This window comes from Acidiphilium iwatense (assembly GCF_021556475.1).
GTDB lineage: Bacteria > Pseudomonadota > Alphaproteobacteria > Acetobacterales > Acetobacteraceae > Acidiphilium > Acidiphilium iwatense.
Genome location: NZ_JAKGBZ010000006.1, coordinates 113,715 through 139,602, shown reverse-complemented (window position 1 = coordinate 139,602; position 25,888 = coordinate 113,715). Strand labels below are relative to the sequence as shown.

The 25,888-nt window shown below is 63.2% G+C and carries 24 protein-coding genes and 4 pseudogenes; 21 read left to right on the top strand and 7 right to left on the bottom strand.

Translation table 11 applies throughout. From position 1 onward, the window contains the following. From L2A60_RS05130 to L2A60_RS05120, 3 genes and pseudogenes are all read left to right on the top strand, one after another. A pseudogene (locus tag L2A60_RS05130) lies at positions 1-231 on the top strand (IS5/IS1182 family transposase); the annotation flags it as partial. Between the two features lie 74 nt (positions 232-305). Continuing rightward, the gene (locus L2A60_RS05125) at positions 306-683 is read left to right on the top strand and encodes a hypothetical protein (RefSeq protein ID WP_235703289.1); all 378 of its coding nucleotides are present in this window, start codon (positions 306-308) and stop codon (positions 681-683) included. Positions 684-890: 207 nt separating this feature from the next. After that, on the top strand, positions 891-1,628 hold the full coding sequence (locus L2A60_RS05120; protein WP_235703288.1) for a site-specific integrase: 738 nt from the start codon (positions 891-893) through the stop codon (positions 1,626-1,628). A gap of 264 nt (positions 1,629-1,892) precedes the next feature. Here L2A60_RS05120 and L2A60_RS05115 read toward each other — a convergent pair whose 3' ends face one another. Continuing rightward, positions 1,893-2,102, bottom strand: a complete 210-nt coding sequence (locus tag L2A60_RS05115; RefSeq protein WP_235703287.1) for a hypothetical protein — start codon at positions 2,100-2,102, stop codon at positions 1,893-1,895. Between the two features lie 239 nt (positions 2,103-2,341). On the opposite strand from L2A60_RS05115, the gene L2A60_RS05110 reads away from it, so the two are divergent. The 6 genes and pseudogenes from L2A60_RS05110 to L2A60_RS05085 all read left to right on the top strand — a co-directional run bounded on the left by L2A60_RS05110 (position 2,342) and on the right by L2A60_RS05085 (position 6,171). Further along, positions 2,342-2,896: a relaxase/mobilization nuclease domain-containing protein gene (locus L2A60_RS05110; protein WP_235703286.1), complete on the top strand. Its 555-nt coding sequence runs from the start codon at positions 2,342-2,344 to the stop codon at positions 2,894-2,896. Next, on the top strand, positions 2,836-3,144 hold the full coding sequence (locus L2A60_RS05105; RefSeq protein ID WP_235703285.1) for a hypothetical protein: 309 nt from the start codon (positions 2,836-2,838) through the stop codon (positions 3,142-3,144). The genes L2A60_RS05110 and L2A60_RS05105 overlap by 61 nt, the downstream gene beginning before the upstream one ends. Positions 3,145-3,259: 115 nt before the next feature. Further along, a pseudogene (locus L2A60_RS05100) lies at positions 3,260-3,448 on the top strand (IS110 family transposase); the annotation flags it as partial. Positions 3,449-4,261: 813 nt separating this feature from the next. Next, positions 4,262-4,483 (top strand): annotated as a pseudogene (locus tag L2A60_RS05095) (transposase); the annotation flags it as partial. Positions 4,484-4,696: 213 nt separating this feature from the next. Continuing rightward, positions 4,697-5,446, top strand: coding sequence for a glycosyltransferase family 2 protein (locus L2A60_RS05090; RefSeq protein WP_235703284.1), 750 nt, complete (start codon positions 4,697-4,699; stop codon positions 5,444-5,446). Beyond that, positions 5,443-6,171, top strand: coding sequence for a TVP38/TMEM64 family protein (locus L2A60_RS05085; RefSeq protein WP_235703283.1), 729 nt, complete (start codon positions 5,443-5,445; stop codon positions 6,169-6,171). The genes L2A60_RS05090 and L2A60_RS05085 overlap by 4 nt, the downstream gene beginning before the upstream one ends. Positions 6,172-6,207: 36 nt before the next feature. Here L2A60_RS05085 and era read toward each other — a convergent pair whose 3' ends face one another. The 3 genes from era to lepB are packed head-to-tail and all read right to left on the bottom strand — an operon-like array spanning position 6,208 to position 8,518. Further along, the gene (era, locus tag L2A60_RS05080) at positions 6,208-7,095 is read right to left on the bottom strand and encodes a GTPase Era (RefSeq protein WP_235703282.1); all 888 of its coding nucleotides are present in this window, start codon (positions 7,093-7,095) and stop codon (positions 6,208-6,210) included. Then, positions 7,092-7,808, bottom strand: coding sequence for a ribonuclease III (rnc, locus tag L2A60_RS05075; protein ID WP_235703281.1), 717 nt, complete (start codon positions 7,806-7,808; stop codon positions 7,092-7,094). The genes era and rnc overlap by 4 nt, the downstream gene beginning before the upstream one ends. Continuing rightward, positions 7,760-8,518: a signal peptidase I gene (lepB, locus tag L2A60_RS05070; protein WP_235703280.1), complete on the bottom strand. Its 759-nt coding sequence runs from the start codon at positions 8,516-8,518 to the stop codon at positions 7,760-7,762. Before lepB ends, rnc begins: the two co-directional genes overlap by 49 nt. A gap of 137 nt (positions 8,519-8,655) precedes the next feature. Here lepB and L2A60_RS05065 point away from each other — a divergent pair, with 137 nt between their 5' ends. The 3 genes from L2A60_RS05065 (at position 8,656) to L2A60_RS05055 (ending at position 12,476) form a co-directional block, all read left to right on the top strand. Beyond that, the gene (locus L2A60_RS05065; RefSeq protein WP_235703279.1) at positions 8,656-9,885 is read left to right on the top strand and encodes a D-alanyl-D-alanine carboxypeptidase family protein; all 1,230 of its coding nucleotides are present in this window, start codon (positions 8,656-8,658) and stop codon (positions 9,883-9,885) included. A gap of 173 nt (positions 9,886-10,058) precedes the next feature. Further along, positions 10,059-12,140, top strand: coding sequence for an elongation factor G (fusA, locus tag L2A60_RS05060; protein WP_235703278.1), 2,082 nt, complete (start codon positions 10,059-10,061; stop codon positions 12,138-12,140). Positions 12,141-12,173: 33 nt separating this feature from the next. After that, on the top strand, positions 12,174-12,476 hold the full coding sequence (locus L2A60_RS05055) for a hypothetical protein (protein WP_235703277.1): 303 nt from the start codon (positions 12,174-12,176) through the stop codon (positions 12,474-12,476). A 9-nt stretch (positions 12,477-12,485) separates the two neighbouring features. Here the strand turns inward: L2A60_RS05055 and L2A60_RS05050 are convergent, their stop codons facing one another. Beyond that, the gene (locus L2A60_RS05050; protein WP_235703276.1) at positions 12,486-12,647 is read right to left on the bottom strand and encodes a hypothetical protein; all 162 of its coding nucleotides are present in this window, start codon (positions 12,645-12,647) and stop codon (positions 12,486-12,488) included. 100 nt (positions 12,648-12,747) lie between these two features. Between L2A60_RS05050 and L2A60_RS05045 the strand changes: the two genes are divergently transcribed. From L2A60_RS05045 to L2A60_RS05005, 9 genes and pseudogenes are all read left to right on the top strand, one after another. Beyond that, on the top strand, positions 12,748-13,188 hold the full coding sequence (locus L2A60_RS05045) for a winged helix-turn-helix transcriptional regulator (RefSeq protein WP_235703275.1): 441 nt from the start codon (positions 12,748-12,750) through the stop codon (positions 13,186-13,188). A 94-nt stretch (positions 13,189-13,282) separates the two neighbouring features. Further along, positions 13,283-14,938, top strand: coding sequence for an amidase (locus L2A60_RS05040; RefSeq protein WP_235703274.1), 1,656 nt, complete (start codon positions 13,283-13,285; stop codon positions 14,936-14,938). Between the two features lie 60 nt (positions 14,939-14,998). Beyond that, complete coding sequence (locus tag L2A60_RS05035) at positions 14,999-18,763, top strand: glycoside hydrolase family 99-like domain-containing protein (protein WP_235703273.1); 3,765 nt, start codon at positions 14,999-15,001, stop codon at positions 18,761-18,763. Between the two features lie 77 nt (positions 18,764-18,840). Further along, positions 18,841-19,896, top strand: coding sequence for a dTDP-glucose 4,6-dehydratase (gene rfbB, locus L2A60_RS05030; RefSeq protein WP_235703272.1), 1,056 nt, complete (start codon positions 18,841-18,843; stop codon positions 19,894-19,896). Between the two features lie 121 nt (positions 19,897-20,017). Next, positions 20,018-20,899 carry a glucose-1-phosphate thymidylyltransferase RfbA gene (gene rfbA / locus L2A60_RS05025; RefSeq protein WP_235703271.1) on the top strand — a complete coding sequence of 294 codons (882 nt, stop codon included), beginning with the start codon at positions 20,018-20,020 and terminating at the stop codon, positions 20,897-20,899. A gap of 13 nt (positions 20,900-20,912) precedes the next feature. Beyond that, positions 20,913-21,467 (top strand): dTDP-4-dehydrorhamnose 3,5-epimerase, encoded by a 555-nt coding sequence (gene rfbC, locus L2A60_RS05020; protein WP_235703270.1) that lies wholly within the window; start codon positions 20,913-20,915, stop codon positions 21,465-21,467. 1 nt (position 21,468) lies between these two features. Next, complete coding sequence (rfbD, locus tag L2A60_RS05015; protein WP_235703269.1) at positions 21,469-22,374, top strand: dTDP-4-dehydrorhamnose reductase; 906 nt, start codon at positions 21,469-21,471, stop codon at positions 22,372-22,374. Continuing rightward, positions 22,371-23,276 carry a glycosyltransferase gene (locus L2A60_RS05010; protein ID WP_235703268.1) on the top strand — a complete coding sequence of 302 codons (906 nt, stop codon included), beginning with the start codon at positions 22,371-22,373 and terminating at the stop codon, positions 23,274-23,276. Before rfbD ends, L2A60_RS05010 begins: the two co-directional genes overlap by 4 nt. Before the next feature lie 166 nt (positions 23,277-23,442). After that, positions 23,443-23,703 (top strand): annotated as a pseudogene (locus tag L2A60_RS05005) (transposase); the annotation flags it as partial. Between the two features lie 402 nt (positions 23,704-24,105). On the opposite strand, the gene L2A60_RS05000 reads toward L2A60_RS05005, so the two are convergent. Beyond that, positions 24,106-24,879: a FadR/GntR family transcriptional regulator gene (locus tag L2A60_RS05000; RefSeq protein WP_235703267.1), complete on the bottom strand. Its 774-nt coding sequence runs from the start codon at positions 24,877-24,879 to the stop codon at positions 24,106-24,108. Between the two features lie 76 nt (positions 24,880-24,955). Next, entirely contained in the window at positions 24,956-25,888 is a 933-nt protein-coding gene (locus tag L2A60_RS04995; RefSeq protein ID WP_235703266.1) for a dihydrodipicolinate synthase family protein, read from the bottom strand.

Here is a 25,888-nt window from a genome sequence, read left to right as displayed (position 1 = left end):
CGGGTCATCATCCTGCTCGCAGAGAAAAATAAGGCCGTTGTGATCCCGCCGAAGGCAAACCGCAAAGTCGCCCGAAACTATGATCCCGACCTCTATAAAGCACGCCACCTGATCGAGAACTTCCTTGCCAAACTCAAGCAATTCCGCGCCATTGCAACGCGCTACGACAAAACCGCCAGAAACTTCCTCGCAGGCGTCCACCTCACCGCCACCGCTATCTGGCTTAATTGACGACACACCCTAAAATTCGAGCCGCAAAATTATTTTTGGTCCTTTCACATTTCCTGAAGACACTTCGTCTCAGGATGGCGAACAACCGGCACATCGATGGACAGGGCGAAGACCCGGCGGCAACGCTGGTCCGGGCGGCGTTCAACCTCGGCCGGCATTATCAGGCTGATGCCGAAGTCCTGCAGCAACGCTACGCGGCGGAGCTTCGGGATCTGATCGCCGATGCGCAGGGTGAATGGCAGGCTGGTGTTCGTGGCGAGTCGATACGGGCAGATCATAGTCTGAAATATGCCGCGCCGATGATGGTCACGGCGCCGGTATCGGCGATCATGCGGTTCGCGGATTTGCCGTTCGACGCCCGCCACGTGGACGGGGTGACAGAGCGTCCCGGCGCAGGAATAGCCGGCGAAGCATTTGGCGGCGGAATATCGTCAGGAGCCTCGTTGCCATAGCATGCCCATTTGGATTCCTTCTTTTGCGACAAACCCGGCCTGACCGCGAAGACGAGATGGAGCTATGATCAGGCATTCGATGCTTGGCGTGGTCTGATCGGTGCCCGGCCGATCAGCCAGATACGCCGTCCGGACCTGAAACTATTCGCTGATCACCTGCGCGACAGGCCCAACAAGCGTGGCGGGCAACTGCATCATAAGACAATCGTGCGCAGCCTCGGCCATATCAAGAACTTCATAAGCTGGGCGGTGGCCGCCGGGCTGGCGGCCGATGACCGGTTCGATGCCGTTGCGGTTCGAAGCCTGACCGGCGAGGAGCGCCTGTCGGGGCCGCCGCGCCGGGCGTTCACCAATGACGAACTCGATCGTCTGTTCCGCTCGCCGCTGTTCGCGTTGCCGCGTCATCACCGGGATATGGCTGCGCGGTGGTTTCTGACGATTGCCGCGTTGACCGGCGCGCGCACCGAGGAGATCGCCACCGCGCCGGCCCGGCTGGTCCGCGTCGGCGACATCGACTGCATCGATCTGCGGGAGGTTGGCCGCAAGACCAGCGCCGCCCCACGGTTGATTCCGGTGCTGCCGGACCTGCTCGGGATGGGGTTGCGGGAATGGGGCGAGGCGCAGGTTGCTCGCGGATTCACGCTGGTCCAGCCCGGCGAAGAGCCTTGCACCGCCTCGGCCTGGTCGAAGCGGTTCAACCGCTATCTGAACCAGCACGTAGCGGACGATCCAAAGCTGGTGCTCTATTCCCTCAGGCATTCGTTCCGCCAGATGCTGCGCGCGGCGAATATCGGTGATGAACTGGCCGACAAGATCTTCGGCCATTCGACCGCGAAGGTCGGCGCCGGATATGGGCGCGATCTGAGCGTGGACGAGGCGCGCCTGTTCGTGGAGCGTGTCCGGCCGCCGATCGATTTGCGCCATCTCTGGAAGTCGGTAGCATGATGATCGTCACCGATATCGATGGCACTTGCATCGCGGTCGCCGCCTCATCTGTCATGTCAGGGGTGGCCAGTTCGCTGGCTTCGGGCGCAGGGCGACCCGGTCTGGGGCCTGATTGTCTGGCTTCGTTTTGGCTCTATCGCGGGTTAGCCAGCCATGCGCGCGTATCCGCGCGCAGCTGGGCAGGGGGCTTCGCCCCCATGCACCCCCACCAGGGGAGGCTTCGCCTCCCCGTGGACCCCTCCGTCGATTGCCTGTGTCACTTGATTACCGCTTCGATGTTGTCGCCCCGATCAGGGAAAGGGTGATCTGATGGGCACGCGGCGCGGCAGCGAGCAGCGGCGGATGGCGTCCGGGGTCATGGTGCGGATGGACGATGAACTGGCGGCCCGTGTCCGGTCTGCGGCTGACGCGGCAGGTCTTTCGGTTGCCGAATGGTTTCGTCGTCGCGTCGCTGATGCGGTTGGGTTTAGCCACGGGGCTGCTCGGCGAGGCTCCTCACGGCGATCGGGGAGCGTAGCGCGGTCTGAGCAGATTCGGCTGCTCGTCGCGGCTGCGGACCGGCTCGCGGAAGTCTGTGATCTCGGATGTGTCGGGCGCGCCGGGCTTTCGGATGACGCTCCGCTCTGTGCCGGGCATTGCTGCCATCCGATCATCACCGCCGCGCGCTTCGCGAGCGACGCTTTGGTCACGGCGATCGAAGCGGCGGGGTCGTCATGATTCAAGGCGGGACCCTGGGACGCGGTGGTGAAGCGCTGGCGCTGCACTTGCTCCGCACCGACGAGAACGAGGAGGTAGAGGTTCTGCCGGCACGGGGTGTGGCAGCGCTCAGCTTTCGTCCGCAACTTCGGGAGATGGTCGCCCGGACGGCGCACGGGCGGACGGAACGGCCGATCCATCACCTCCATGTCGACCCGGAGACGGAATGGACCGAGGCGCAATATGTCCGGCATCTCGAATTGTATGAGGCGGAATTCTGTCTCTCCGGCCAGCCTCGCCTCGCCGTCTTCCACCGCAAGCATGAAAGGGGCCATCGGCATTATGTGTGGACCATCGTGCGCCGCGACGGCAGCACAATCCGGATGGCACATGATTACGCCCGCCGAGAAAAATATCGCGCATCCTGGAATTCGAATTCGGCGAGCGGCACATCGCTGGTAAGCATAACCGCGCCGTCGCCGCTGCCTTGCGGTGAGAGGGGCGTCACGATGTGGTCGCCAGCCTGGAGGCGTCGGGGCTGCTCGATGTCGAGCGACCGGTTGCCGCCCTGACGCCGGATCAACGCCAGCAACAGAAACGCACCAGCGTGCGGCAGGCCCGCATCGAGGATGTCGTGCTGGCGGCGTGGCAGGAGACAGGCGATGGCGTCGCCTTCGAACGCGCAATCGAGGCGCAGGGCCTTTCTCTCGCCCTGGGCGACAAGGTGCCGGTCGTGGTCGATACCACCGGCAACGCCCATCCGCTGGCACGCCTAATCGGCAAGGCGGCAAAGGCGGCGACGCTCGGCTTGAGACCCTGACATTGCCGCCGCTCGCCGATATCCGATTCGAGACCCGGATCGTGCCTCTGATGGTGGAACTGGAGGATATTATGTCAAATCGCGTCCAACCGTGCCCCCCTTTTTGCGTCCAATTCTGATGGTGCTCGGGGCGACGGCAGTGCTGCGCTATGCCCGGCAAACCAATCCCAGCCGAACCTGGGCGACGCGGCTGCTGGAGCGCAAACGGCCGAAGGTCGTCGCCGTGGCGCTGGCCAACAAGAATGCCCGGATCGCATGGGTTTTGATGAGCAGGGACGAGAATTACGTCGCGCCGGCACTGTGATCGATATCGATCACGCCAGACCGGCCGCGATTGCTATCGCGTTGAGGTGCTGAGGAATGATGACGAACCGGTCGCATCCGGGAGCTGCTGAAATCCAAGAGGTCGGAGCGCCTCCAGAGCGCGCAATTTTGATCGGAAACCAGCTCGCGGACTTCATCATGGCCAGTGCGGTCCCATCGCACCACGAACAGGCCGTAGACATGACAGCACGCGATCATCGCCTCGTTCCACTTTCACCTTGCGCGACGGGGGCGTTCCAGACCCCCCGCGTAGCCCGGTATGGCCGCTCATCCCCATAGGATCTCGACCTCTGCCAACAATGCAGCCTTCTCAGCCGCCGACCACATCCGGCGCCGCTCAACCCGCGCGACAATCTCCCCCTCCACCAGCTGTCTCCTTATGAGCCTCCAGAAGGAGTCCAGCTAATCCGCTTGGGATCAGACCGCTACACGGCCGAGGCCGGGCGCTTACACTGATCCGATGGCCACCCCAATCTACACCGTTACGGATTCCAAAAGCCCACCACCAGCGCGGACACTACCCATGACGCGCCTCTTCAGCGTGCGCTCTTCGCTCATCATCGGACGTCTCCTCGATGACCGGCGCGTGCCGCACCCGACGAAGGGCCATCTCCCCCAGCGTCCGCAAAAGGCTCTGCCGCTGCTCCGCAAGCAACTCGCCCCACAGAACCGAGCTCAGCCGACTGCTGTCGCTCACCGCGGCCTCCAAGCCAGTGCGCCAGAGCGCGCAACGCTTGAAAGCTGATTCTCGGCGATTCGTCGAGCCCCATCAAATTACAAGCGGTGCCTTGTATGGTGTATCGAAAATCGCCTGCACTGGGTGCTCGATGTCGTGTTCCACGAGGACCTCAGCCGCCTGCGGTCCTGCGCCGGCCCACAGAACATGGCCACCGTCCGCCACATCGCCATGAACTTGCTGCGCGAGCCAAAAGACAAGCACAGCCTCAAAGTCAGGCGCAAATCCGCCGCATGGGACACCGCATACCTCGAAGCCTTGCTCCGGCAGTCACCGTGAGCACGCTTCAAGCGATCGCCCTGGCTTCTTGCCCACCCTCGGCGGGACGACGGATGAAGCCTGCTTCCTCTCGGCCGCCATGCGATGTATGGATTTTGTCTCGCTCAGGGCACGGGGCAATAGTGAAAGCCAGATGGGAAGATGACGTATTGGCGCACCGGCAGAAGCAATCTTCGCTGCCCGCCCGGCTTCACCGGCGCGAAGGCGTAGCCGATGCTGGTCGGCCAGCGGATTGCGGTGGTGCTGCCCGCCTATAACGCGGCGCGCACCCTGGCCCGGACGGTTGCCGAGATCGATCGCGACATCGTCGACGACCTGATCCTGACCGACGATGCGAGCGGCGACGAGACCGCGGCGCTCTCGCAGTCGCTTGGGCTGCACACCATCGTGCATTCCGAAAATCGCGGCTACGGCGCCAACCAGAAAACCTGCTATGCTGCGGCGCTCGCGCGGGGTGCCGACATCGTGGTGATGCTGCACCCCGACTATCAATATTCGCCGCGCCTGATCCCCGCGATGGCCTCGATGATCGTCTCCGGCCATTACGATGCCGTGCTTGCCTCGCGCATCCTCGGCGGCGGCGCGCTGGCCGGCGGCATGCCGGTCTGGAAATACCTCGCCAACCGGGGGCTGACCTGGACTGAAAACATCCTGCTCGGCCAGAAACTCTCCGAATATCACACGGGTTATCGCGCCTGGTCGCGCCGCGTTCTGGAACGCCTGCCGCTCGGTCGCTGCTCGGACGATTTCGTGTTCGACAACCAGATGATTGCCCTGGCAATCCATGCCGGTTTCCGCTTCGGCGAAATCTCCTGTCCGACCCGCTATTTCAAGGAAGCCTCGTCGATCAATTTCCGCCGCTCGGTGATTTATGGTTTCGGGGTTCTGGAAACCGCATTGCGGTTCCGGCTTGCCCGTGCCGGGTTGCGCCCATGGGCTCTCCTCGATGAAGCAAACCCATGACCGAAACACTGCCGCCCGACCTCGCACGGCCGATCAACCGCCGGCTGATCGTGGCACTGGCCGCCTTCGGGCTGCTCGGCGCCGCGTTTATCGCCAGCCTCGCCGGCGCCGCCGACTGGGCCGGCGCAGTGCTCGGTGCGCTCGACCGCCTGCGCGATCTCGGGCCGCTCGGCTGGATCGCCTTCGTCGGATTGCAGGCGCTGGTCGCCCTGATCGGTTTTCTGCCAGCCTCCCTGCTCGGCCTTGCCGCCGGTGCGGTCTATGGCATCGGGCTCGGCTTCGGGCTGGCGGCAGTTGGCGTGCTTCTGGGAGCGGCGGTCGCATTTGCCCTCGCGCGCTCGGCGTTCCGGCCAGTGATTCTCCGCCTGCTCGAAGGCCGCGCCGCCCTCGAACGGCTCGATACGGCGCTGACACGCGATGGATGGCGGCTTGTGTTGCTGATGCGCGTCTCGCCGGTGATGCCGTTTTCCCTGACCTCCTTCGCGCTCGGCCTGTCGGGTATCGACTTTCGCTCCTATGCGCTCGGCACGCTCGCGTCGCTACCCGCGCTGCTGCTCTATGTCGGTCTGGGCACGCTCGGCGCGAACGGGATCGCTTCGGCACATCGCGGCGCCAGCCCGCTTCACCTGATACTTCTTGGCCTCGGCATCGCCGCCACCTTGCTGCTCACGCTCAGAATCGGCCAGTTGCTCGCACGCGCCTTGCGGCCGCTATCGCAATCCTGACGGTTGCGATTCTCAAAGCTCCGGGCCGCGCCTCAGCTATCCGTCCAATCCTAGCGCCCGCAGCCTCGCCGATTCTTCGTCCCAGCCGGGACGATCCTTGACATGGATGAACAGGTGAACGCGACGTTCTAACAATCGCTCCAGTTCATTGCGCGCGCGCGAACCGATGGATTTCACACGCGAACCGCCTTCCCCCAGAATGATCATTTTATGTGCCGCGCGAGCGACATAGATGGTGACTTCGATCCGGGCCGAGCCGTCCTTGAGATCCTTGAAGGTCTCGGTCTCGACCGAGGCGCCATAGGGGATTTCCTCGCGGGTTTGTAGGAAAATCTGCTCGCGGACCAGTTCGGCGGCGAGCATCCGGTCGGTCTGGTCGGTGAGATCGTCCGGCGGGTAGAGATGCGGACCTTCAGGCATCGCCGCCCCCATTGCATCGAGCAGGCTGTCGATGCCGTCGCGTTTCAAGGCGCTGACCATGAAGACCTCGGAGAAGCCGCCCATCCTGCCCAGCATGTCAGCGAGAGGTAAAAGTTTTTCGCGGAGTAAAAGATCGATCTTGTTGAGGATGAGCCAGTGTCTGCGCCCGGTATTGGCCAGAGCTTCGAGCGGTTCGGCGAGATCGTCCGGGTTCGCACGGAAAGCGTCTACCAACATACAGGCAAGATCGGCGCCGGCGACCGACTCCCAGGCACTCGCGACCATCGCGCGGTCCAGTCGGCGCCTTGGCGCGAACAGGCCGGGCGTATCGACCAGAATAATCTGGGATTGCCCGCGCATGACGATGCCAGTGACGCGGAATCGCGTCGTCTGCGCCTTGGGGGTGACAATCGAAACTTTGGTACCGACTGCCTGATTCAACAGGGTGGATTTTCCGGCGTTGGGCCGGCCGAGCAGAGCGACGTAACCGCAGCGTGTCCTCATGACGTCAGCCGATCGAGCAACGCGCGCGCGGCAAGTTGTTCGGCTTCGCGTTTGGTCCCCGCCGCGCCCTCGGCCGAGGCATCGCCGATCATCACGCGGATGTGAAAGCGAGGCGCATGAGACGGGCCGATTTGCGCAATCAGTTGATAGACAGGCAAAACCGGTCCGCGGGCGAGTGCCCATTCCTGCAAGGCGGTTTTGGAATCCTTCGGCGGGGTTGCCTCCTGTGCGTCGATGCGGACGGCAAAGCTTCGCCGGACGAAGCGGCGCGCGGCGTCGAGTCCGGCATCGGCATAAAGCGCCCCGATGAGGGCTTCGAGCGCGTCGGCCAGAACCGTCGAGCGGTTGCGTACGCCGCGCTTGGATTCGCCGGGAGAGACTGAAAGAAGATCGGGCAGGCCGATCGCCTCGGCAATCGCGGCCAGCGATGGCCGCGACACCAAGTGCGCAAGGCGCGGGCCAAGCCCGCCTTCCCGCTCGCCGGGAAATCGCTCGATCAGCCATTCCGCGATCAGGAGGCCGAGAACGCGATCGCCGATGAATTCCAACCTCTCGTTCGACCCCATACCGCCCTGCCCGACGGCGGAGCGATGGGTGAGTGCCTCGGCCAGCAAACCGGGGCGCGCGAAGCTATGGCCGAGCAGGGCCTCGGCCTGCTCGTGCTTCACTTGATGACCGTGAACAGGCGATCCCACCGGATTTCGACGGGCCATTCCCAGAATTCCCACCACGGATGGTCGAGCCGGATCGAGAACCAGATCAGCCGCGCGCGGCCGACCACATTCGCGAGCGGAACATAGCCCACGGCGTTGAGGAAGCGCGAGTCTTCGCTGAAATCCCGGTTATCGCCCATCATGAACAGATGGCCGGGCGGAACGTGATAGACTTGCGTGTTGTTGGCAAAACCTTGGCTGGTCGCCTTGGCGATCAGGTGGGTAACGCCGTCCGGCAAATGTTCCTGGTAGAGCTTGACGCTGACCGGCACGCCTTCGCCGGAATCGAGCGGGGTTTCCAGATAGGTGCCGTCCGGCGTGCGGGGAACCTCGGTTCCGTTGATGTAAAGCTGACCATCGGTGACCTGAACCGTGCCACCCGGCAGGCCGATCACCCGCTTGATGTAATCGACGCTGGGATCACGCGGCAGGGCGAACACCACCACCTGCCCCATTTTCGGCACCGCGCCGAAGATGCGGCCCTTGAAATCCGGTTCGCCGAACGGAAAAGACCAGCGCGAATAGCCATAATTCCATTTGGTGACTAGCACGAAATCGCCGGGAAGCAAGGTCGGCGTCAGACTGCCGGAGGGGATGAAGAACGGCTCGAACAAAAAGGAACGGATGCCGACCGCGATCACGATGACATAGATCAGCGTGACGATCCATTCCTTGACGATCGAGCCGGTACTCTGCCGTTGCTGCGTCATGTGGTCTTCAGTTCCCATACAGGCGCCGCTTCAACCTTGCGCTGTGCGGGAAGTCAAGAAAGCTAGACGGCACAGGGGCGTGATTTGCACCGGCGCGGCGAGCGATTGTATGGCTCGGCCATCGCAACCTCCCGGACATGACCATGAAGCGTATTCTTGCTCCCATCGCCTTGTCGCTGATCGCCGTACCGGCCTTGGCGGCGCTGCCTCATCATGGGGCGAAGCCCCACAAGGCAGCGGTTGCGCAGAAAGCCGCCATCCCCGCCGGTCCGCCGCCGACGGCACCGCTCGCCGTTCCCGGTGTGCCGCAACCGCCGGTTCTGCCCGATCAGGCGAGCTACGTTCTGATGGATGCGCAGACCGGCGCGGTCATCGCCGAAAAATCACCGAATCTGGCCTGGCCGCCAGCGAGCCTGACCAAACTGATGACTGCCTATCTGGCCTATCAGGCGATCGCCCATGGCACGCTGAAAATGGATCAGACCGTGCCGGTGAGCGATGTCGCATGGCACACCGGCGGATCGCGCATGTTCATTTCGCCGAGCATGACCGTGACGGTGAACCAGTTGCTGCACGGGCTGATCATCGATTCGGGGAACGACGCCGCCGTTGCGCTGGCGCAGGCGGTGGCAGGCAGCCGCAGCGCTTTCGTGCAGTTGATGAATGGCGAAGCGGCCAAGCTGCATCTGGCCGGCACGCATTATACCAATGTCGATGGGCTGCCGGAGCCGACCTTGCGGACCACAGCGATGGACGTGGCGCTGCTGTCGCGCGCGATCGTGACGAAATATCCGGACTATCTGAAGATTTCGGCCAAGAAGCACTACACCTTCGATAAAATCCGCCAACGAAGCTGGAACCCGGTGCTATTCCACGATCCGACAGTGGATGGCCTGAAAACCGGCCGGACCAAGGAAGCCGGGCATTGCATCGACGCTACGGCAGTGCGCAAGGGCAGGCGGCTGATCGCCGTGGTTCTGGGCGGGCCAAACTGGGTCGCGAGTACCAATTCCATCGAGGCGCTGCTCGATTACGGCTATCAATTCTATACCAATGCGACCGTGGCGACCGCCGGTAAAACGGTCGGCACCATGGCGACCCCCGAACTCCAGAATACCGCGATTCCGGTCGCCGCCGCACATGATGTGGTGATGACGATTCCGGTCGTCACCGCAAAGGCCCTGATCACCACGGTCAGCTACGATCCGCCGGCGCAGGCCGGAATCGTCAAGGGCGCTCGGGTCGGCACCATCACGGTCGCATCCGGTGGTAAAACGATTGCCACAGTCCCGGCGGTTGCCGAAATCGCCGACAAACCAGCGGGATTCCTCGCCAGGATGCTGCGTCGGCTGCACAAGGCGCTGTGAAGGCGCCCAACGGGTTGCAAATCCCGCCCCTTCAGGGCATTATCCCACCCAAGATTGGCGGTCCGCCGATCGTGATCGGGCGGATCGCCGGACGCAACTCGGCGGTCGCGCCCGATTTGTCATTGAAATTGCTGTAAATTCGATTCCCGCACAGCTTACCCTGGAGAGACTGCATGTCCGGCACGCCCCTCGACAAGATCCGGAATATCGGCATCACCGCGCATATCGACGCTGGTAAAACGACGACGACCGAGCGCATCCTGTATTACACCGGCGTGTCGCACAAGATCGGCGAGGTGCATGACGGCAACACCACCACCGATTATATGGACCAGGAACGCGAGCGCGGCATCACCATCACCTCGGCCGCAGTGACCTGCGAGTGGAAGAACCATCGCATCAACATCATCGACACGCCCGGCCATATCGATTTCAACATCGAGGTGAACCGCAGCCTGCGGGTGCTGGACGGCGCGGTGTTCATCATCGAGGGCGTGGCCGGCGTGCAGCCGCAATCCGAGACCAACTGGCGTCTCGCCGATCGCTACAACGTGCCGCGCGTCATCTTTATCAACAAACTGGATCGTACCGGAGCGGATTTCTATCGCGCCTTCGCGACTTTGAAGGAAAAGCTCGACATCGTTGCCCTGCCTCTGCAATTGCCGATCGGCATCGAAGATCAGTTCGTCGGCGTGATCGATCTGGTTGAGATGAAGGCGATCGTCTGGGAAGGCGGCGAGCTTGGTGCCAAATTCCACGACGAAGCGATTCCGGCGGATCTGCTGGAAAAGGCCAAGGAACACCGCCAGATCCTGCTCGATACCGCTCTCGCGGTCGATGACGCCGGCATGGAGGAATATTTCGACAAGGGCGACGTTTCGGTCGAAACGCTGAAGCGCGCGATCAAGACCGGCACGATCAGCGGCGCGTTCCGCCCGGTGTTGTGCGGTACCGCGTTCAAGAACAAAGGGGTGCAGCCGCTGCTCGATGCGGTTCTCGACTATCTGCCGAGCCCGGTCGATGTGCCGGGCATCAAGGTCGCGGCCGAGGAAGGCGAGGAAGAAGGTGATCATCAGCGCCGGATCAAGGCCGACCCGAAGGCACCATTCGCCGGCCTCGCCTTCAAGATCATCAACGACAAATACGGCACGCTCACCTTCGTACGGGTCTATGCCGGCACGCTGAAATCGGGCGATTCGGTGCTGAACACGACCAAGGGGCACAAGGAGCGCATCGGGCGGATGTTCCAGATGCACGCCGATAAGCGCGCCGAAATCAAGGAAGTGATCGCCGGCGATATCGCGGCGTTTGTGGGGCTGAAGGATACCGGAACCGGCGATACCCTTGCGGCCGCCGAAGACCCGGTCATTCTGGAGCGCATGGCCTTCCCGGTGCCGGTGATCGACATTTCGGTCGAGCCGCGGACCAAGGAAGCCGTCGAGAAAATGACCCTGGCGCTGCAGAAGCTGGCCGGCGAAGACCCATCTCTACGCCTGCGCACGGATCAGGAGACCGGCCAGACCATCCTGTCCGGCATGGGCGAGTTGCATCTCGAAATCATCATCGATCGCCTGAAGCGTGAATACGGCGTCGAGGCCAACATCGGCGCACCGCAGGTGGCGTATCGCGAAACCATCTCGCGCACCCACACCGAAACCTACACCCATAAGAAGCAGTCGGGCGGCTCGGGCCAGTATGCCGAGGTAAAGATCATTTTCGAGCCGTTGGACCGCAATGAAGGCGTGGTGTTCGAGAATAAGGTGGTCGGCGGCGCGGTGCCGAAGGAATATATCCCTGCGGTGGAAAAGGGCATCAAGGTGCAGGCCGATACCGGCGTCCTTGCTGGTTTCCCGACGGTCGATTTCAAATACACGCTGGTCGATGGCAAGTATCACGACGTCGATTCGAGTGCGCTAGCCTTCGAAATCGCTGCCAAGGCGTGTTTCCGTGAGGGCATGAAAAAGGCGAACCCGATCATCCTCGAGCCGATCATGGATGTGGAAATCACCACGCCGCAGGACCATGTGGGCGATGTGGTAGGCGACCTCAATCGTCGGCGCGGCATGATCCAGAACCAGGAAAGCTCCGGTTCCACGATCATCGTGCGTGCTCAGGTGCCGCTGAAGGAAATGTTCGGCTATATTTCGAATCTTCGCAGCATGACCAAGGGCCGCGCATCGTTCACCATGCAGTTCCACCACTACGATCCGGTGCCGCGCAACATTGCGGACGAGATCATGGCGAAAAGCGCATGATCACCGTGCCGCAGGATCGGCGGGAGTAACGCGATGCGGCTTCGCTGGGCGCGCGGCCGCGGAACGATCGAAACCACAACGGGGCCGCGCGCAAGCGAATGGCTGGGATTGGATGACGCGGGCAACCCGATTGCCCGCGTCATTCATTTGGAGGGCCCGGTCCAGACCGAGCACGGCGTGTTCCGCGCGATCGCACTGGACCAGGAAGCGAAGCTGATCCGCCTTCTGCCGTTACCGCCCGCCGATGGCGACTGGCTCGCGGTGATCGGCGGCCGGGTCGTCGGCCGCGCCGCCGCTCCCCTCGCCGCCGTACGGCGGGCGGAAGCGGCTCTCTAGGCCGATCGTTCAGGATTGGTTGGCCGCGAGTCCGATATGGCTTTGCGCGCCGGCCGGAAACGACGTGCCGTAGGCTGCGTTGAACTTCGAAACCAGATTTGAATTACCATCTGCGCAGGCGGCCAGCAGGCCGAGCGATGCGACGGCCAGGATTCTGGGCAATGCATTCATCGGGGTAACTCCCATGCCATCGCGTGGTAGCAATTTGAAACCTGCCTCCAATGTGACATTTGAAGTTTTATATTGCAACCATTAACGACGCGAGACAGCCATGGTGAAACGTAAGAGCCACGAAGATATGCTCTGCCCGATCGCGCGGCCGCTGGATGCGATCGGCGACTGGTGGTCCCTGCTGATCGTGCGCGATGCCTTCGCGGGCAAGCGCCGCTTCGGGGAATTCCAAAAAAGCCTCGGGTTGGCGAAGAACATCCTCGCGGCACGGCTGCGCAACCTGTTGGCTCATGGCATTTTAGAGGCAGTGCCGGCTTCGGATGGCAGCGCCTATCAGAACTATGTTCTTACCCAGAAAGGGCACGATCTGTTCCCGGTGCTCATAGCACTGTGGCAATGGGGCGAGACGTATTTTTTCGAATCCGGTGAATCTTGCCCACCCCTGATTGACCGCCGGGACGGCCTACCGGTCCGGCCGCTGGAACTTCGCGCGGAAGATGGCCGTCTCCTTGGCGCGGCGGATGTCGTCGTGAAACGATAGAATTGGCTGCGTCGGCAATTAAGTTCCTAAAATCAGTAAGATTTTAGACTTGATACCCGCGTGCTATGGTTGCCCAAACCGAAGGAGCGGCGACTTGGACCAGCAAGCGAAACCTAATGTCACGGCGCACGACATCGAGGGAGCCGAGCGGGTCGTTGGCATCCGCTACACCCCGGCGGAGCGCGCGCTGATGGACGGCGCGTTCGCCGAGCAGATCTTTCTTGCTCAAACCCGCCGCGCCTATGTTCTCGATGACCAAATCGCCCCGGCCACGGTGTTCGATCCACGCCTTCCCGGCTTTTCCATGCGCGATCGGGGACCGCTTCTTATCCCCGAAACAACGTCGGAACTTCCTGAAGATGACGATGCCATCGCGTTTGCCCCGATCGCCACCCAGATTGCCTGGATCCGCCAGGGCAGACTGACCGCGACCCGCCTGACCGGTCTCTATCTCGACCGGATCGAACGGCTGAACCCGCGCCTGCTGTGCTACGCCCGTCTCAATCCGGCGGCGCGCGACGAGGCCGCGATGCTCGACGCCCGTGCCGCGCGCGGCGACTGGGCCGGACCGCTGCATGGCATTCCCTATGCCTGCAAGGACATCATCGACACGGCAGGCATCGTCACCGATTGGGGCGCGGAACCCTATCTCGGCCGCATCCCGGAGCGCGACGCCGTGGTGGTTGAACGGCTGCGCGCGGCCGGCGCCGTTCTGCTCGGCAAATCGAGCGTCGGTGCCCTCGCCTATGGCGATCTCTGGCATGGCGGACGAACCCGCAATCCATGGAACACCGAGGAAGGATCGTCCGGGTCCTCCGCCGGCTCAGCCTCGGCCGTCGCGGCCGGGCTCTGCGGCTTCTCACTCGGCACCGAGACCTATGGCTCGATCATCTCGCCCTCGACCCGCTGCGGCACGGTGGGTCTGCGCCCGACCTTTGGCCGGGTTGCCCGCACCGGCGTCATGCCTCTCTGCCCGAGCCTCGACAAGATCGGTCCAATCTGCCGCACGGTTGATGATGCCACCCTGATTCTTTCGGCAATCAACGGCGCCGACTCAGCCGATGTCGCGAGCATCGCCACACCATTCGGCGGCGATCTCGGCCTCGACCCCGCCACCCTGCGGGTCGGCTATTTCCCCGTGGATTTCGAAAACAATGATACTCTCGACGAGGACCGCGGCATGCTGGAGCATTGCCGTGCGCTCGGGGTCACGCTGGTCGAATGCGAACGCCCCGATCTGCCCTATGACAGCCTTGTCTCGATCCTGATGACCGAAGCTGCGGCCTATTTCGAGCCGCTCACCCTGTCGGACCGGGACGACCTGCTTGCCTGGCAGGATGTCCATGCCTGGCCCAACCAGTTTCGCATGGCGCGTTTTCTCTCGGCGGTCGATCACATCCAACTCGACCGGCTGCGCCGGCGTGTGATGATCGCGCTTGACGAAGTCTTTACCGGCATCGACGTTTTGATCGGCCCGAGTTTCGCAGGCCCGATGCTCGGAATCACCAACTTCACCGGCCATCCATGTCTCTGCCTGCCCTCCGGCCTGATCGACAGCCCAAGCCGCCTCGCGGATACGCTCGCCGGCACGCAGAGCGATCCGGCAGCGCCTCGCTATCGTGTGCCCCACTCGATCTGCCTCTGGGCGTCTCTTTTCGACGAAGCGCCGATGCTCATCCTCGGCCGGGCACTGGCAAACCGTCTAGCGCTCGACCTCCGGCCACCCATGACGAATCAGGAGAATATGTGACAAAAGGATAAAAAACGAGAGATATTGACCATAGTATCTTTTTAGGGAGATTCGCCCGCCATGGACGGAAATATCATCGATGCGAGCGGTCCATCCGCCGATCTGGCGCGCGATATGATGGTCGTTCGCGCCAGCGGCCTGCTCGATGCCGGGTTTTATGCCGCCCAAGCGCCCGAGTTGCCGCCGGAATCCGACGCCGTCACGCATTTCAGCACGACCGGCTGGCGCGACGGGCGCAAACCGAATCCGTATTTCGACCCCAAATTCTATTATGCAAGGAACCCCGACATCGCGGTTCTCGGACTGAACCCACTGGTTCATTACATCGAGTTCGGCGATCGCGAGGGACGCGACCCCTCACAGATGTTTCACGTGCTCTGGTATCGCGAGACCTACGGCATCCCGGATGCCGAAAACGCGCTCGCCGACTATCTTGCCCGCCGGCGCACCGGACAGGTCAGCCCGGTGCCAGTCTTCGACGCGGCATGGTATCTCGAGCATAATCCCGACGTCGCGGCGACCATGTCTGACCCGTTCGAGCATTTTTGCGCGTTCGGAGTCGCCGAATCGCGCGATCCCGCGCCGGGCTTCGATATCGGATTCTATCGAACCCGTTACGCCGCCGATATCGGCGACCAGAATCCGCTCCTGCACTATCTCGCTCATCGCGGAGGACGGTTCCTGCCGTGCCGCCCCGCCCACGAACGGCTGATCGCCGGCGCGGTACGGGCCGCTACCCGCCCGTCGCCCGATTTCGAATCGCTTCAGCGCCTGCCCCTAAGCGCGCCGCGCCAGGCTACCCTGCTCGCCTATTATCTGCCGCAGTTCCATCCGATCCCGGAAAACGATGCATGGTGGGGACAAGGCTTCACCGACTGGACCAACCTTGCCCGCGCGACTCCGCGCTTCGCCGGCCACTATCAGCCCCGCGTGCCGCGCGATCTCGGCTATTATTCGCTGGACGATCCCGCGACCCTGCCGCGCCAGATCGATCTTGCCCGCGCCGCCGGCATCGGCGGGTTCGTGTTCTACTATTACTGGTTCAACGGCAGGCGGCTCCTCGAAAAGCCGCTCGAACGCCTGCTTGCCGACCCCGCGCTGGATACGCGCTTCTGCCTGATGTGGGCGAACGAGAACTGGACCCGGCGCTGGGACGGGCTGGAGCGCGAAATCATGCTCGCGCAGGATTATCGCGCCGAGGACGATATCGCGCTGATCGACGATTTCGCCCGCCACTTCGCCGATAAACGCTATATCCGGCTCGACGGCAGGCCATTGCTGATGATCTATCGTGCGGCACTGATTCCCGACGGCGCGGCAACCATTTCACGCTGGCGTGCCTTATTCGCCGAGCGGCACGGCGAAAACCCGCTGATCTTCATGGCACAAAGCTTCCACGACTACGATCCCGCTCGGCACGGCCTGGATGGCGCGGTCGAGTTTCCGCCCCACAAGCTGGTGGTCGATGCCCCCAAGATCAATGCGGGTCTCGATCTGTTCGATCCCGAATTCTCGGCCGATGTTTATCGCTACGACGATATCGCAGCCGCTTCGCTCGCCGAACCCGATCCGTCCTATCCGCTGATCCGCACTGCCGTTCCCGGCTGGGACAACGACCCGAGGCGCGAGGGTGCGGGTGTCGTGCTGCACGATGTATCGCCCGCCGCCTACCAGGCCTGGCTCGCCGCGCTGATCGAACGCGCCCGGTGCAATCCGGTGTTCGGCGAGCCGATCGTCTGCATCAACGCCTGGAACGAATGGGCGGAGGGTGCCTATCTTGAGCCCGATTTGCATTTCGGCGGCGCTTTCCTGAATGCAACCGGCCGCGCCGCAACGGGAGTGCATCCGGCCGATACAACGCGCAACGTACTGCTGGTCGGCCACGACGCCTTGGCCCACGGCGCCCAGATGCTTCTATTGCATCTCGCCCGTCATCTGCGCCGCAATCACGGCATCACTCCGCGCATCCTGCTGCTCGGCGGCGGCCCGATGATCGCCGCCTATGAGGCCGAAGGCGTGGTCGATCTCGCACCCGACGAAGGCGCGCTGACCCGTCACATCGCGCTCTATCGAGAGCGCGGCATTGCCTGCGCCATTGTCAACAGCACGGCCTCGGCGCGGATTTGCCGCCTGCTTGCCGATATTGGCATCCCATCCACCCTCCTGATCCATGAAATGCCCCGGCTGATCCAGGAGAAATCCCTGCGCGGCGTGGCTCGCCAGGGCATGAATGCCGCCCGCGCCGTGGTATTCTCGTCCAATTTCGTGCGCGACGCGCTTTGTGCGGCTCTCGATGCGGCTCCTCCGACGGTTCATGTTCTCGCCCAGGGCAATTATCAGGAAATCGGCTTCACCAATGCCGCCCGTGCCGAATTTCGCGTCGCCCACGGCATCAAACCCGAGGATTACGTCGTGCTCGGTGTCGGGTTCGCCGATCTACGCAAAGGGTTCGACCTGTTTCTTCAGATATTCCGCCTCTTTGCCGCTGCTCGCGCCGATGTCCATTTCATCTGGATGGGCGAGGCGCATCTGTGGATTCGCGATTACCTTGGCACCGAAATCGCCGCTGCCGCGGCGACCGGACAATTCCATTTGCTGCCATTCGATGAGGCTATCGCGCCTGCCTATGCAGCGGCGGATATCTACGCTCTCACCTCGCGCGAAGACCCGCTGCCCACCACGGTGATCGAGGCGATGGCTGCCGGCGTGCCCAGCATCGCCTTTGAAGCTGCCGGCGGCATTCCCGATCTGCAACGTGAGACCGCGACCGGCAGCGCCGTGCCTCCGGGCAATGTCGCCGCCTTCGCGGTCGCCCTGGCCGCGCGCCTGGATCATGCCGCACTGGAAGCCGATCGGCCGCGCATCGCCAGGATCGCGGCGAAACGTTTCGATTTCGCCGCGTATACAAACGCTCTGCTCGGCATCGCCCACCCCGGCCTCGTCCGCATCTCGTGTGCCGTGCTGAGCTACAATTACCGCGACTATCTGGCCGAACGCCTCGGCTCGGTCTTCGGCCAGACCTACCCGGCCGCCGAAGTTCTGCTGCTCGACGACGCATCGACTGACGACTCGGTCGCCGAAGCGCAGCGCATCGCCGCGGATTGGCGGCGCAGCCTCGTGATCCATCACAATCAAACCAATAGCGGATCGGTCCTTGCCCAGTGGCGCCGCGCCGCAACCCTCGCTGCCGGCGATTTTCTCTGGCTCGCCGAAGCCGACGACGCGGCCGAGCCGCGTTTCCTCGCCCGTCTGGCCGATGCGCTGAGCCGTACGCCCGATGCGGTGATGGCGGTAGCCGATTCTCGCGCGATCGATTCTAAAGGCCGAACGGTGATGGAGGATTACCAGCGCTATTATATCGAGTCGGAGATCACCGACCTTGCCCATACCACCGTCTTCGAAGCACAGGATTTCGCCGCCCGGTTCCTCGCCCGGCGCAATCTGATCCTGAACGTGAGCGCCGTGATCTTCCGCCGCACCGCTCTGCTCGCCGCGCTGGAGCGCCTGGGCGATGAAATCGAAACCTGGCGGCTGGCCGGCGACTGGCGTGCCTATCTCGAGCTTCTGGCCGCAGGAGGCGGCTCGGTGGTCTGGCTGGCCGAGCCGCTGAACGTTCACCGCCGGCATGATCGCGGCATAACCCAGGCGCTGGACGCCGAACGCCACCTGGCCGAAATCGCCCGGATGCAGGACATCGCCGCCGAACGGCTCGGATTGGATGATGCCGCAAGACAGCGTCAAAGCGCGGACCGCGCCGAGATCGCCCTTCGGTTCGGTGTCGCAAAAATCGACACTGCATTGCACAATTCAACCGAGCCTGCTTAAACCGGGATAACAAGACTCCCTTCGGCTATCATTTCGGAACGACGGATAATTCAAACCAGACTAACTGGGGTTTCGGTATGAACATCATGATCACCGGCGGCTGCGGCTTCATCGGTTCGGCCGTGATTCGCCATCTGATCGCATCATCCGATCATCGGATCGTCAATATCGACAAAATGACCTACGCCGCCTCCGAGACCGCGCTGGGCACCGCCCGGACCGATCCGCGCCACACCCTGATCCGCGCCGACATCGCCGATGCCGCGGCGATGCGCGCCGCCTTCGCGACCCATCAGCCCGACATGGTGATGCACCTTGCCGCGGAATCCCATGTCGATCGCTCGATCGACGGACCGCGCGATTTCATCGAAACCAACATCACCGGCACCTTCGTGCTCCTCGAAGCCGCCCGCGCATATTGGACCGGCCTGCCGGCGACCCGCAAAGCCGCGTTCCGCTTTCACCATATTTCGACCGATGAAGTGTTCGGCGCGCTCGACCCGACCGATCCGCCGTTCACCGAAACCACCCCCTACGATCCGCGCAGCCCCTATTCGGCGAGCAAGGCCGCCTCCGATCATCTGGTCCGCGCCTGGCACCATACCTACGGCCTGCCAACCATCGTTTCCAACACCACCAACAATTACGGGCCGTGGCAATTCCCCGAGAAACTCATCCCCCTCGTCCTGCTCAACGCGCTCGACGGCAGGCCCCTGCCGGTCTATGGCGACGGCTCCAACCTGCGGGACTGGCTGTTCGTCGACGACCACGCCGAAGCCCTCGCCCGCGTCGCCACCACCGGCGAACCGGGCGCGACCTACGCCATCGGCGCCCGTCAGCCGCGCAGCAATCTCGATGTCGTCACCGCGATCTGCCGCATCCTCGATGCCAAACGTCCCGATCCCGCCGGCCCTCGCGCGCGACTGATCCGCTTCGTCACCGACCGCCCCGGTCACGATTTCCGCTACGAAATCGACCCTTCCCGCTCGGAATCCGCTCTCAACTGGACCGCCCGCCACGATTTTGAAACCGGCCTCGCCCGCACGATCGACTGGTATCTCGACAACACATCGTGGTGGCAATCGATCCGCACCGCCCGCTACGCCGGTCAACGCCTGGGAACCGCGGCATGACCAGCGCCGGAACGGTGATCGGGAAGATTCTCCTCCAGGTGCATTCCATCGGCGTTCGCAGACGGAGCCTTGGCACCTTTCTCCCCACACCCAGCCTGGCATCTCAGCGTGGAGCCCTGCTGTGATTACCAAGGGCATCGTTCTGGCCGGCGGTTCGGGAACGCGGCTGCATCCGATCACCCAGGCGTCGTCGAAGCAATTGCTGCCGGTCTATGACAAGCCGATGGTGTATTATCCGCTATCGACACTGCTTCTGGCCGGAATACGGGATATTCTGCTGATTTCGACGCCGGTGGATCTGCCGCAATTCCAGCGTTTGCTGGACGATGGCAGCCAGTTCGGCATCACGATCACCTATGCCGAGCAGCCGAGCCCGGATGGGCTGGCACAGGCATTTCTGATCGGCGCGGATTGGCTGGGCGGGCAAAGTTGCGCGCTGGCGTTGGGCGACAATCTGATCCACGCGGATCATTTGTCGGTATCGTTGCGTGCAGCCGCCTCGCGGCCCAAGGGGGCGACGGTCTTCGCCTATCAAGTGCGCGACCCGGAGCGGTATGGCGTGGTGAGCTTCGATGCTGACGGAAGGGTGGTGGACATCGTCGAGAAACCCGCGGTACCGACCTCCAACTGGGCGGTCACCGGACTGTATTTCTATGACGAGCGGGTGACCAATTTCGCCCGCTCGATCAAGCCTTCGTCACGCGGCGAGCTGGAGATCACCGACCTCAACCATCTCTACCTGAACGATGGTTCGCTGCAGGTGGAAAAGCTCGGACGCGGCACCGCCTGGCTCGATGCCGGAACACCCGATTCATTGCTGCAAGCGGCAACCTTCGTGCAAACGATCCAGTCTCGCCAGGGCAACCTGGTCGGTTGCCCCGAAGAGGTGGCTTTCCGCATGGGCTATATCGACGCCGAGACTCTGCGCGGCCGGGCCGCACGGCTCGGCAAGACCGAACTTGGACGGGTTCTGGCCGAATTGGCCGACGGGCTGCATGGATAGGGATTGAGGCCGGATGATCGAAACGCTCGAAATCAAAGATGTTTTGCTGATCACCCCGCCGCGGTTCGGCGATTCGCGCGGCTGGTTTTCGGAAAGCTGGAACAAGGCGAAGCTGGCGAGCGCCGGTTTCGTGCAGGATTTCGTGCAGGACAATCACTCCTATTCGGCGAATCGCGGCACGATCAGGGGGTTGCACTGCCAGATCGCGCCATTCGTGCAGGGTAAGCTGGTGCGCTGCGTGCGCGGCGCGATCTGGGATGTCGCGATCGATATCCGGCGCGGATCGCCCACCTACGGTCGGCACGTGGCGGCAGAACTCAGTGCCGCCAACGGCACGCAGCTCTGGATTCCTGGCGGGTTTCTCCATGGATTCTGCACCCGGGAACCAGAGTCCGAGGTGATTTACAAAGTGACCGGCGGCTACGACAAAGCCTCGGAGCGCGGGGTGATCTGGAACGACCCCGATCTCGCTTTGCCGTGGCCGATTGCGCCGGATGAGGCGGTTTTGTCGGAAAAGGACGCAATCTTGCCCCGTTTCGCCGCCTGCGAGAGCTGGTTTTCGGTGTGACATGAAACCGGGCCCGATCCTTATCACGGGTGCGACGGGTCAACTCGGCATGGCCCTTGCCTTGCAGGCGTCGGCCCGCGAACTCGCGCATGTCGCGGTCGGACGGCCAGATTTCGATTTCGACGCGCTTGATACCGTCGGCCGGTGCGTCGCGGCGACAGCCCCCTCGCTGATCGTCAATGCCGCCGCATGGACGGCGGTGGATGCCGCAGAAACCAACGCGGACGCCGCCTATCGCGCCAACCGGGACGGACCGGAAGAATTGGCGGCGCTTTGCCGGATACACGAAATTCCGCTGATCCATGTCTCGACCGATTATGTGTTCGACGGCGAAAAGGGTGCGCCCTATGTCGAAGCCGATCCGGTCGCCCCGCTCGGCGTCTACGGTGCCAGCAAGGAGGCTGGCGAGCGCGCGGTGCTCGGCAGCGGCGCCGATGCGATCGTGCTGCGCACCGCCTGGGTGTTTTCCGCACGAGGCAAAAACTTCGCCCGCACCATGATCAACGCGGCGCGCAGAACCGGCGCGCTCAAGGTCGTCGCCGATCAGCGCGGCGCGCCGACCGCAGCCGAAGATCTCGCCGGTGCGATTCTCGATATCGTGGTAAAACTCCGGCGCAACGGCTGGCGCACAGAATATCAGGGCGTGTTTCATGCTACCAATACGGGCGAGACCACATGGCATGGCTTCGCCGAAGCGATTTTCGATGTCGCGGCCCTGCATGGCGAGGCTCGCCCGACCGTCACCCCGATTGCGACCGCCGACTGGCCGACGCCCACTAAACGCCCCGCCGATTCCCGGCTCGACTGCACGAAGCTCGCAACGATCTTTCAGATGACGTTGCCTGACTGGCGAGACGCGACGCATCGGGTCGTCACCGCGATTCTTTCACAGGATCGGCCAACGTGATCGCGATCCTGCTCTCGACCTATAACGGCGCGCGCTTTCTCGCCGAACAATTGGACAGTTTCGAACAGCAGACCGACCGCGATTGGTGCCTCGTCTGGCGCGACGACGGTTCCACTGACGACACCAGGACCATTATGTACGATTTTACCGCCCGCATCGGCGAGATGCGCTGCCGCGAAGCAGCGGGATCGGGAGTACATCTCGGTGCCGCACAGAGTTTTCTTGCCTTGCTGCCCGAAGCGGCGGATGCCGAAGCGGTTGCCTTTGCCGATCAGGACGATGTCTGGCTGCCCGACAAGCTCGCCCGCGCCCGGCACGGGCTGGCCTCGGCGGGCAACCGGGCAGTCCTTTACTGCGCCCGACAATATCTGGTCGACGAGCATCTGCAGGGGCGCCGTCTGTCGATTTTATCTGGAAACCAACCAGGCTTTCCGGCCAGCCTCACCCAGAACATCGTCCATGGCAACACCATGGTCATGAATCGTGCGGCGGCCAATCTGGTGTCGCGCATCCCCGGCCCGCTCGGCACGGTGCATGACTGGTGGAGCTATATCGTGATCACCGCCTGCGGCGGCGAAGTGGTGATCGATCCCAAGCCGGTCGTGCTCTATCGCCAGCACAAGGGCAATCTGATCGGCTCGCCGCCGTCCACTCTGGCGCGGGCGATCGCCGCGATCCGGCGTGGCCCCGGCAGCTTCATGACCATGATGCGCCGCCACGTGTTCCAGCTTGCCGCGCATACCGAGTATCTGACAGATCAGGCACGAAACGATGTTGCCCGGATCGGTGCGGGATTGCGCGGCGGCATCGCGCGGCGCACCCACGCATTGCGTTGCCCCGGCTTGAAGCGGCAGACCGAGCTGGAAAACGTGCTGTTTCGGTTCTGGTTCATGATTGGTTAATTTCAAATGCCTTCAAGCGCCGGACGAGCGCATCCGCGCTCTTAGGCTTCCGCGTCACAAGGCGCGCACCGCATTCGCGGCGGCAGCGGACGAGTATAGAGGCCATGACCTGAGCCCCTGAAACTCCTCCGATTTTAGGTAGAGTCCGCCTGAGCAGGAGGCGGAGATGAAGGGATCGCGTTTTACCGAGGAGCAGATCATTGGGATCCTGCGCGAGCAGGAGGCGGGGGCGAAGACGGCAGACGTGTGCCGCAAGCACGGCGTGAGCGAGGCGACGTTCTGCAAGTGGAAGGCCAAGTTCGGCGGCCTGGACGTCTCCGAGGCGCGTCGGCTGCGGCAGTTGGAGGACGAGAACACGCGGCTGAAGAAGCTGCTGGCCGATGCGATGTTGGACAACGCGGTGTTGAAAGACATCGCCTCAAAAAAATGGCGAGACGATCTACCGGGAAATTCCCGGGCCCGAGCAACAGCTCCTGTCCCTGGCGCATATCCTGCTCAGCCGCGGATTGTTGTCGGAACGGGAACTGGGCGAACGGCTCAGGGTCATCCGCAAACGTCTTGAGGCTTGCTGACGCGACCGGAGCACGCGCCGCCCGTGGCGACGCCCGGATCACCCCGATCCGCCGGCGGGCTATCGCCCACCCAAGCCGCCAAGCGGGTTGGCCTCGGACGCTCGACACTCTACCGCGAGCTCAACCTCATTCCGCCCGATATGCGGCAACCCTTCGCACCGCCAAATTCATTGCAGTCATGTTCTTGAAACGTTCACAAAAACTGTTGTTCCACGAACAACCGGCGCAATGGCCTCTATAGAAGATGATAACTACATCTACCCTTCCCGGTTGCGGTCGACCATCCGTCGGCGTGCCTGAACGATATGAAAGCGCATGGCGATTTCGGCAGCTTCGGCCTCCTGGCCGCGAATCGCATCCAGGATCAGCCGGTGCTCGTGCAGCACATGAGCCGCACGTAGGCTGGGGCCGGTCCGAGTCAGATTGAGCGACAGCGCCATGAAGCCGCGCAGTTCGGCCTGGAGTTCGGCGAGCAGGCGCGGGAAAAACCCGTTGCCGCTGGCCTCGGCGATCGCAACGTGGAAGGCGAAATCAACCTCCGCGGTCATCGCTCCCGCATCAGCCTGCACCCGCAACGCCTCATGCGCCGCGACGATCCGATCCAGTTCGCGCGTGCCGCGCCGCTCGGCGGCAAACCGCGCCGCGGCGCCTTCCAGGCCGACCCGAACTTCGAGACAGCGCAGCAACGCCGAAACCGCGCCCGGATCGACAAAATCGGCAAGCCGCTCCGCCGGGCGCGCCTGCACATAAGTGCCGGAACCCTGGCGCGCCTGCACCAGCCCGTCGGCACGCAGCCGCTGAAGCGCCTGTCGCACCACCGGGCGGGAGACGCCGAAGGATTTGCAGATTTCGGTCTCCGACGGTAGCCGCGCGCCCTCGGAAAGTCTGCCGCTGACGATCTGTTCAAGAATCTGGCCGTAGAGCTGATCGCTGAGGCGCAGCCGCCGGGCAAGCACCAGCGGCGCCGACCTGCGCGCGACAACGTCATCGCCAGTGTCGTCGCGCCCCGATTGGCCGGTCGTTTTCACCATGTATCGAGACATAACGTGAAGCCGCCTTGCGGCAAGCCGATCTTTGCGTGCCGGACGGTGCCGCGCATCGCGAGACTCAGGCGGCCAGCGCCAGCGCGCGATCGGCCGCAAGTAGCTCCCGCGCCGCCGCCCCGATCGCCTGGTGATGTGCCGTCTCGATGTTGGACAGCATCGGCAGCAGCGGTCCGGTTTCGGCAATTCCGGCAAGGCGCACCGCCTCGTGCAAAACGCGGATCGGGTTGAGCGCGTTGCGCAATTCTTCCAGCGGGAGGAACAAGGCACGCAGCCGCGCGGCTTTGGTAAAATCGCCGCCCCGGCAGGCAGCAAGCGTGGCCATGGACAGGTTTGGCGCCACGCATACCGAGCCGGAGGTGAATGCCGTAAGCCCGGCATCGCGCAGATGGGCAAGCGCGGGCAGTTCGCCCATGCCGCTGACCATGGTGTCCGATCCCGCCGCCTCGCATAGCGCGGCGAGATACGCGTCGGGCAACGGATCGGGCCGTTCCACCGCATATTTCACCGCAGTCACCATACCGGCCTGAACCAACCGAGCGAGTGCTGCCGGCTCCAGATAATTCTCCGCCCGGAGATAGAGGATAACCGGCCGCCCGAACGCCTCGGCGATCCGCGCAAGCCCCGTTTCGACACCGGCAGGTGTCGCTTGCCCGTTCATCGGCAGTACCATGGCGGTCGGAAAATCCCGGCCGCGCAACCATCGCGCTTGATCCATCGCGAGGCCGAAGGACGGCCCGATCGAAGGGATCAACCAGGTGTCCGGTGCCGCCACCCCTTCCAGCATGTCGAGCAGGGACGCGTAATCGCCCGATCCTATATTATAAAAATTGGCATTTCCGCCATAGAGCAGCGTGGTCACTCCGCCGGCTTCGAGATGCCGCACGATCGCGCGATTTTGCACCGTGTCTGGCGAGAAATCGGCGCTCCGTGCCAAAGGCGGCACCGCCAACACCGAGCGGGTGAGGTCGTCTTTGGTTACAGGCGTGGTTTTCAT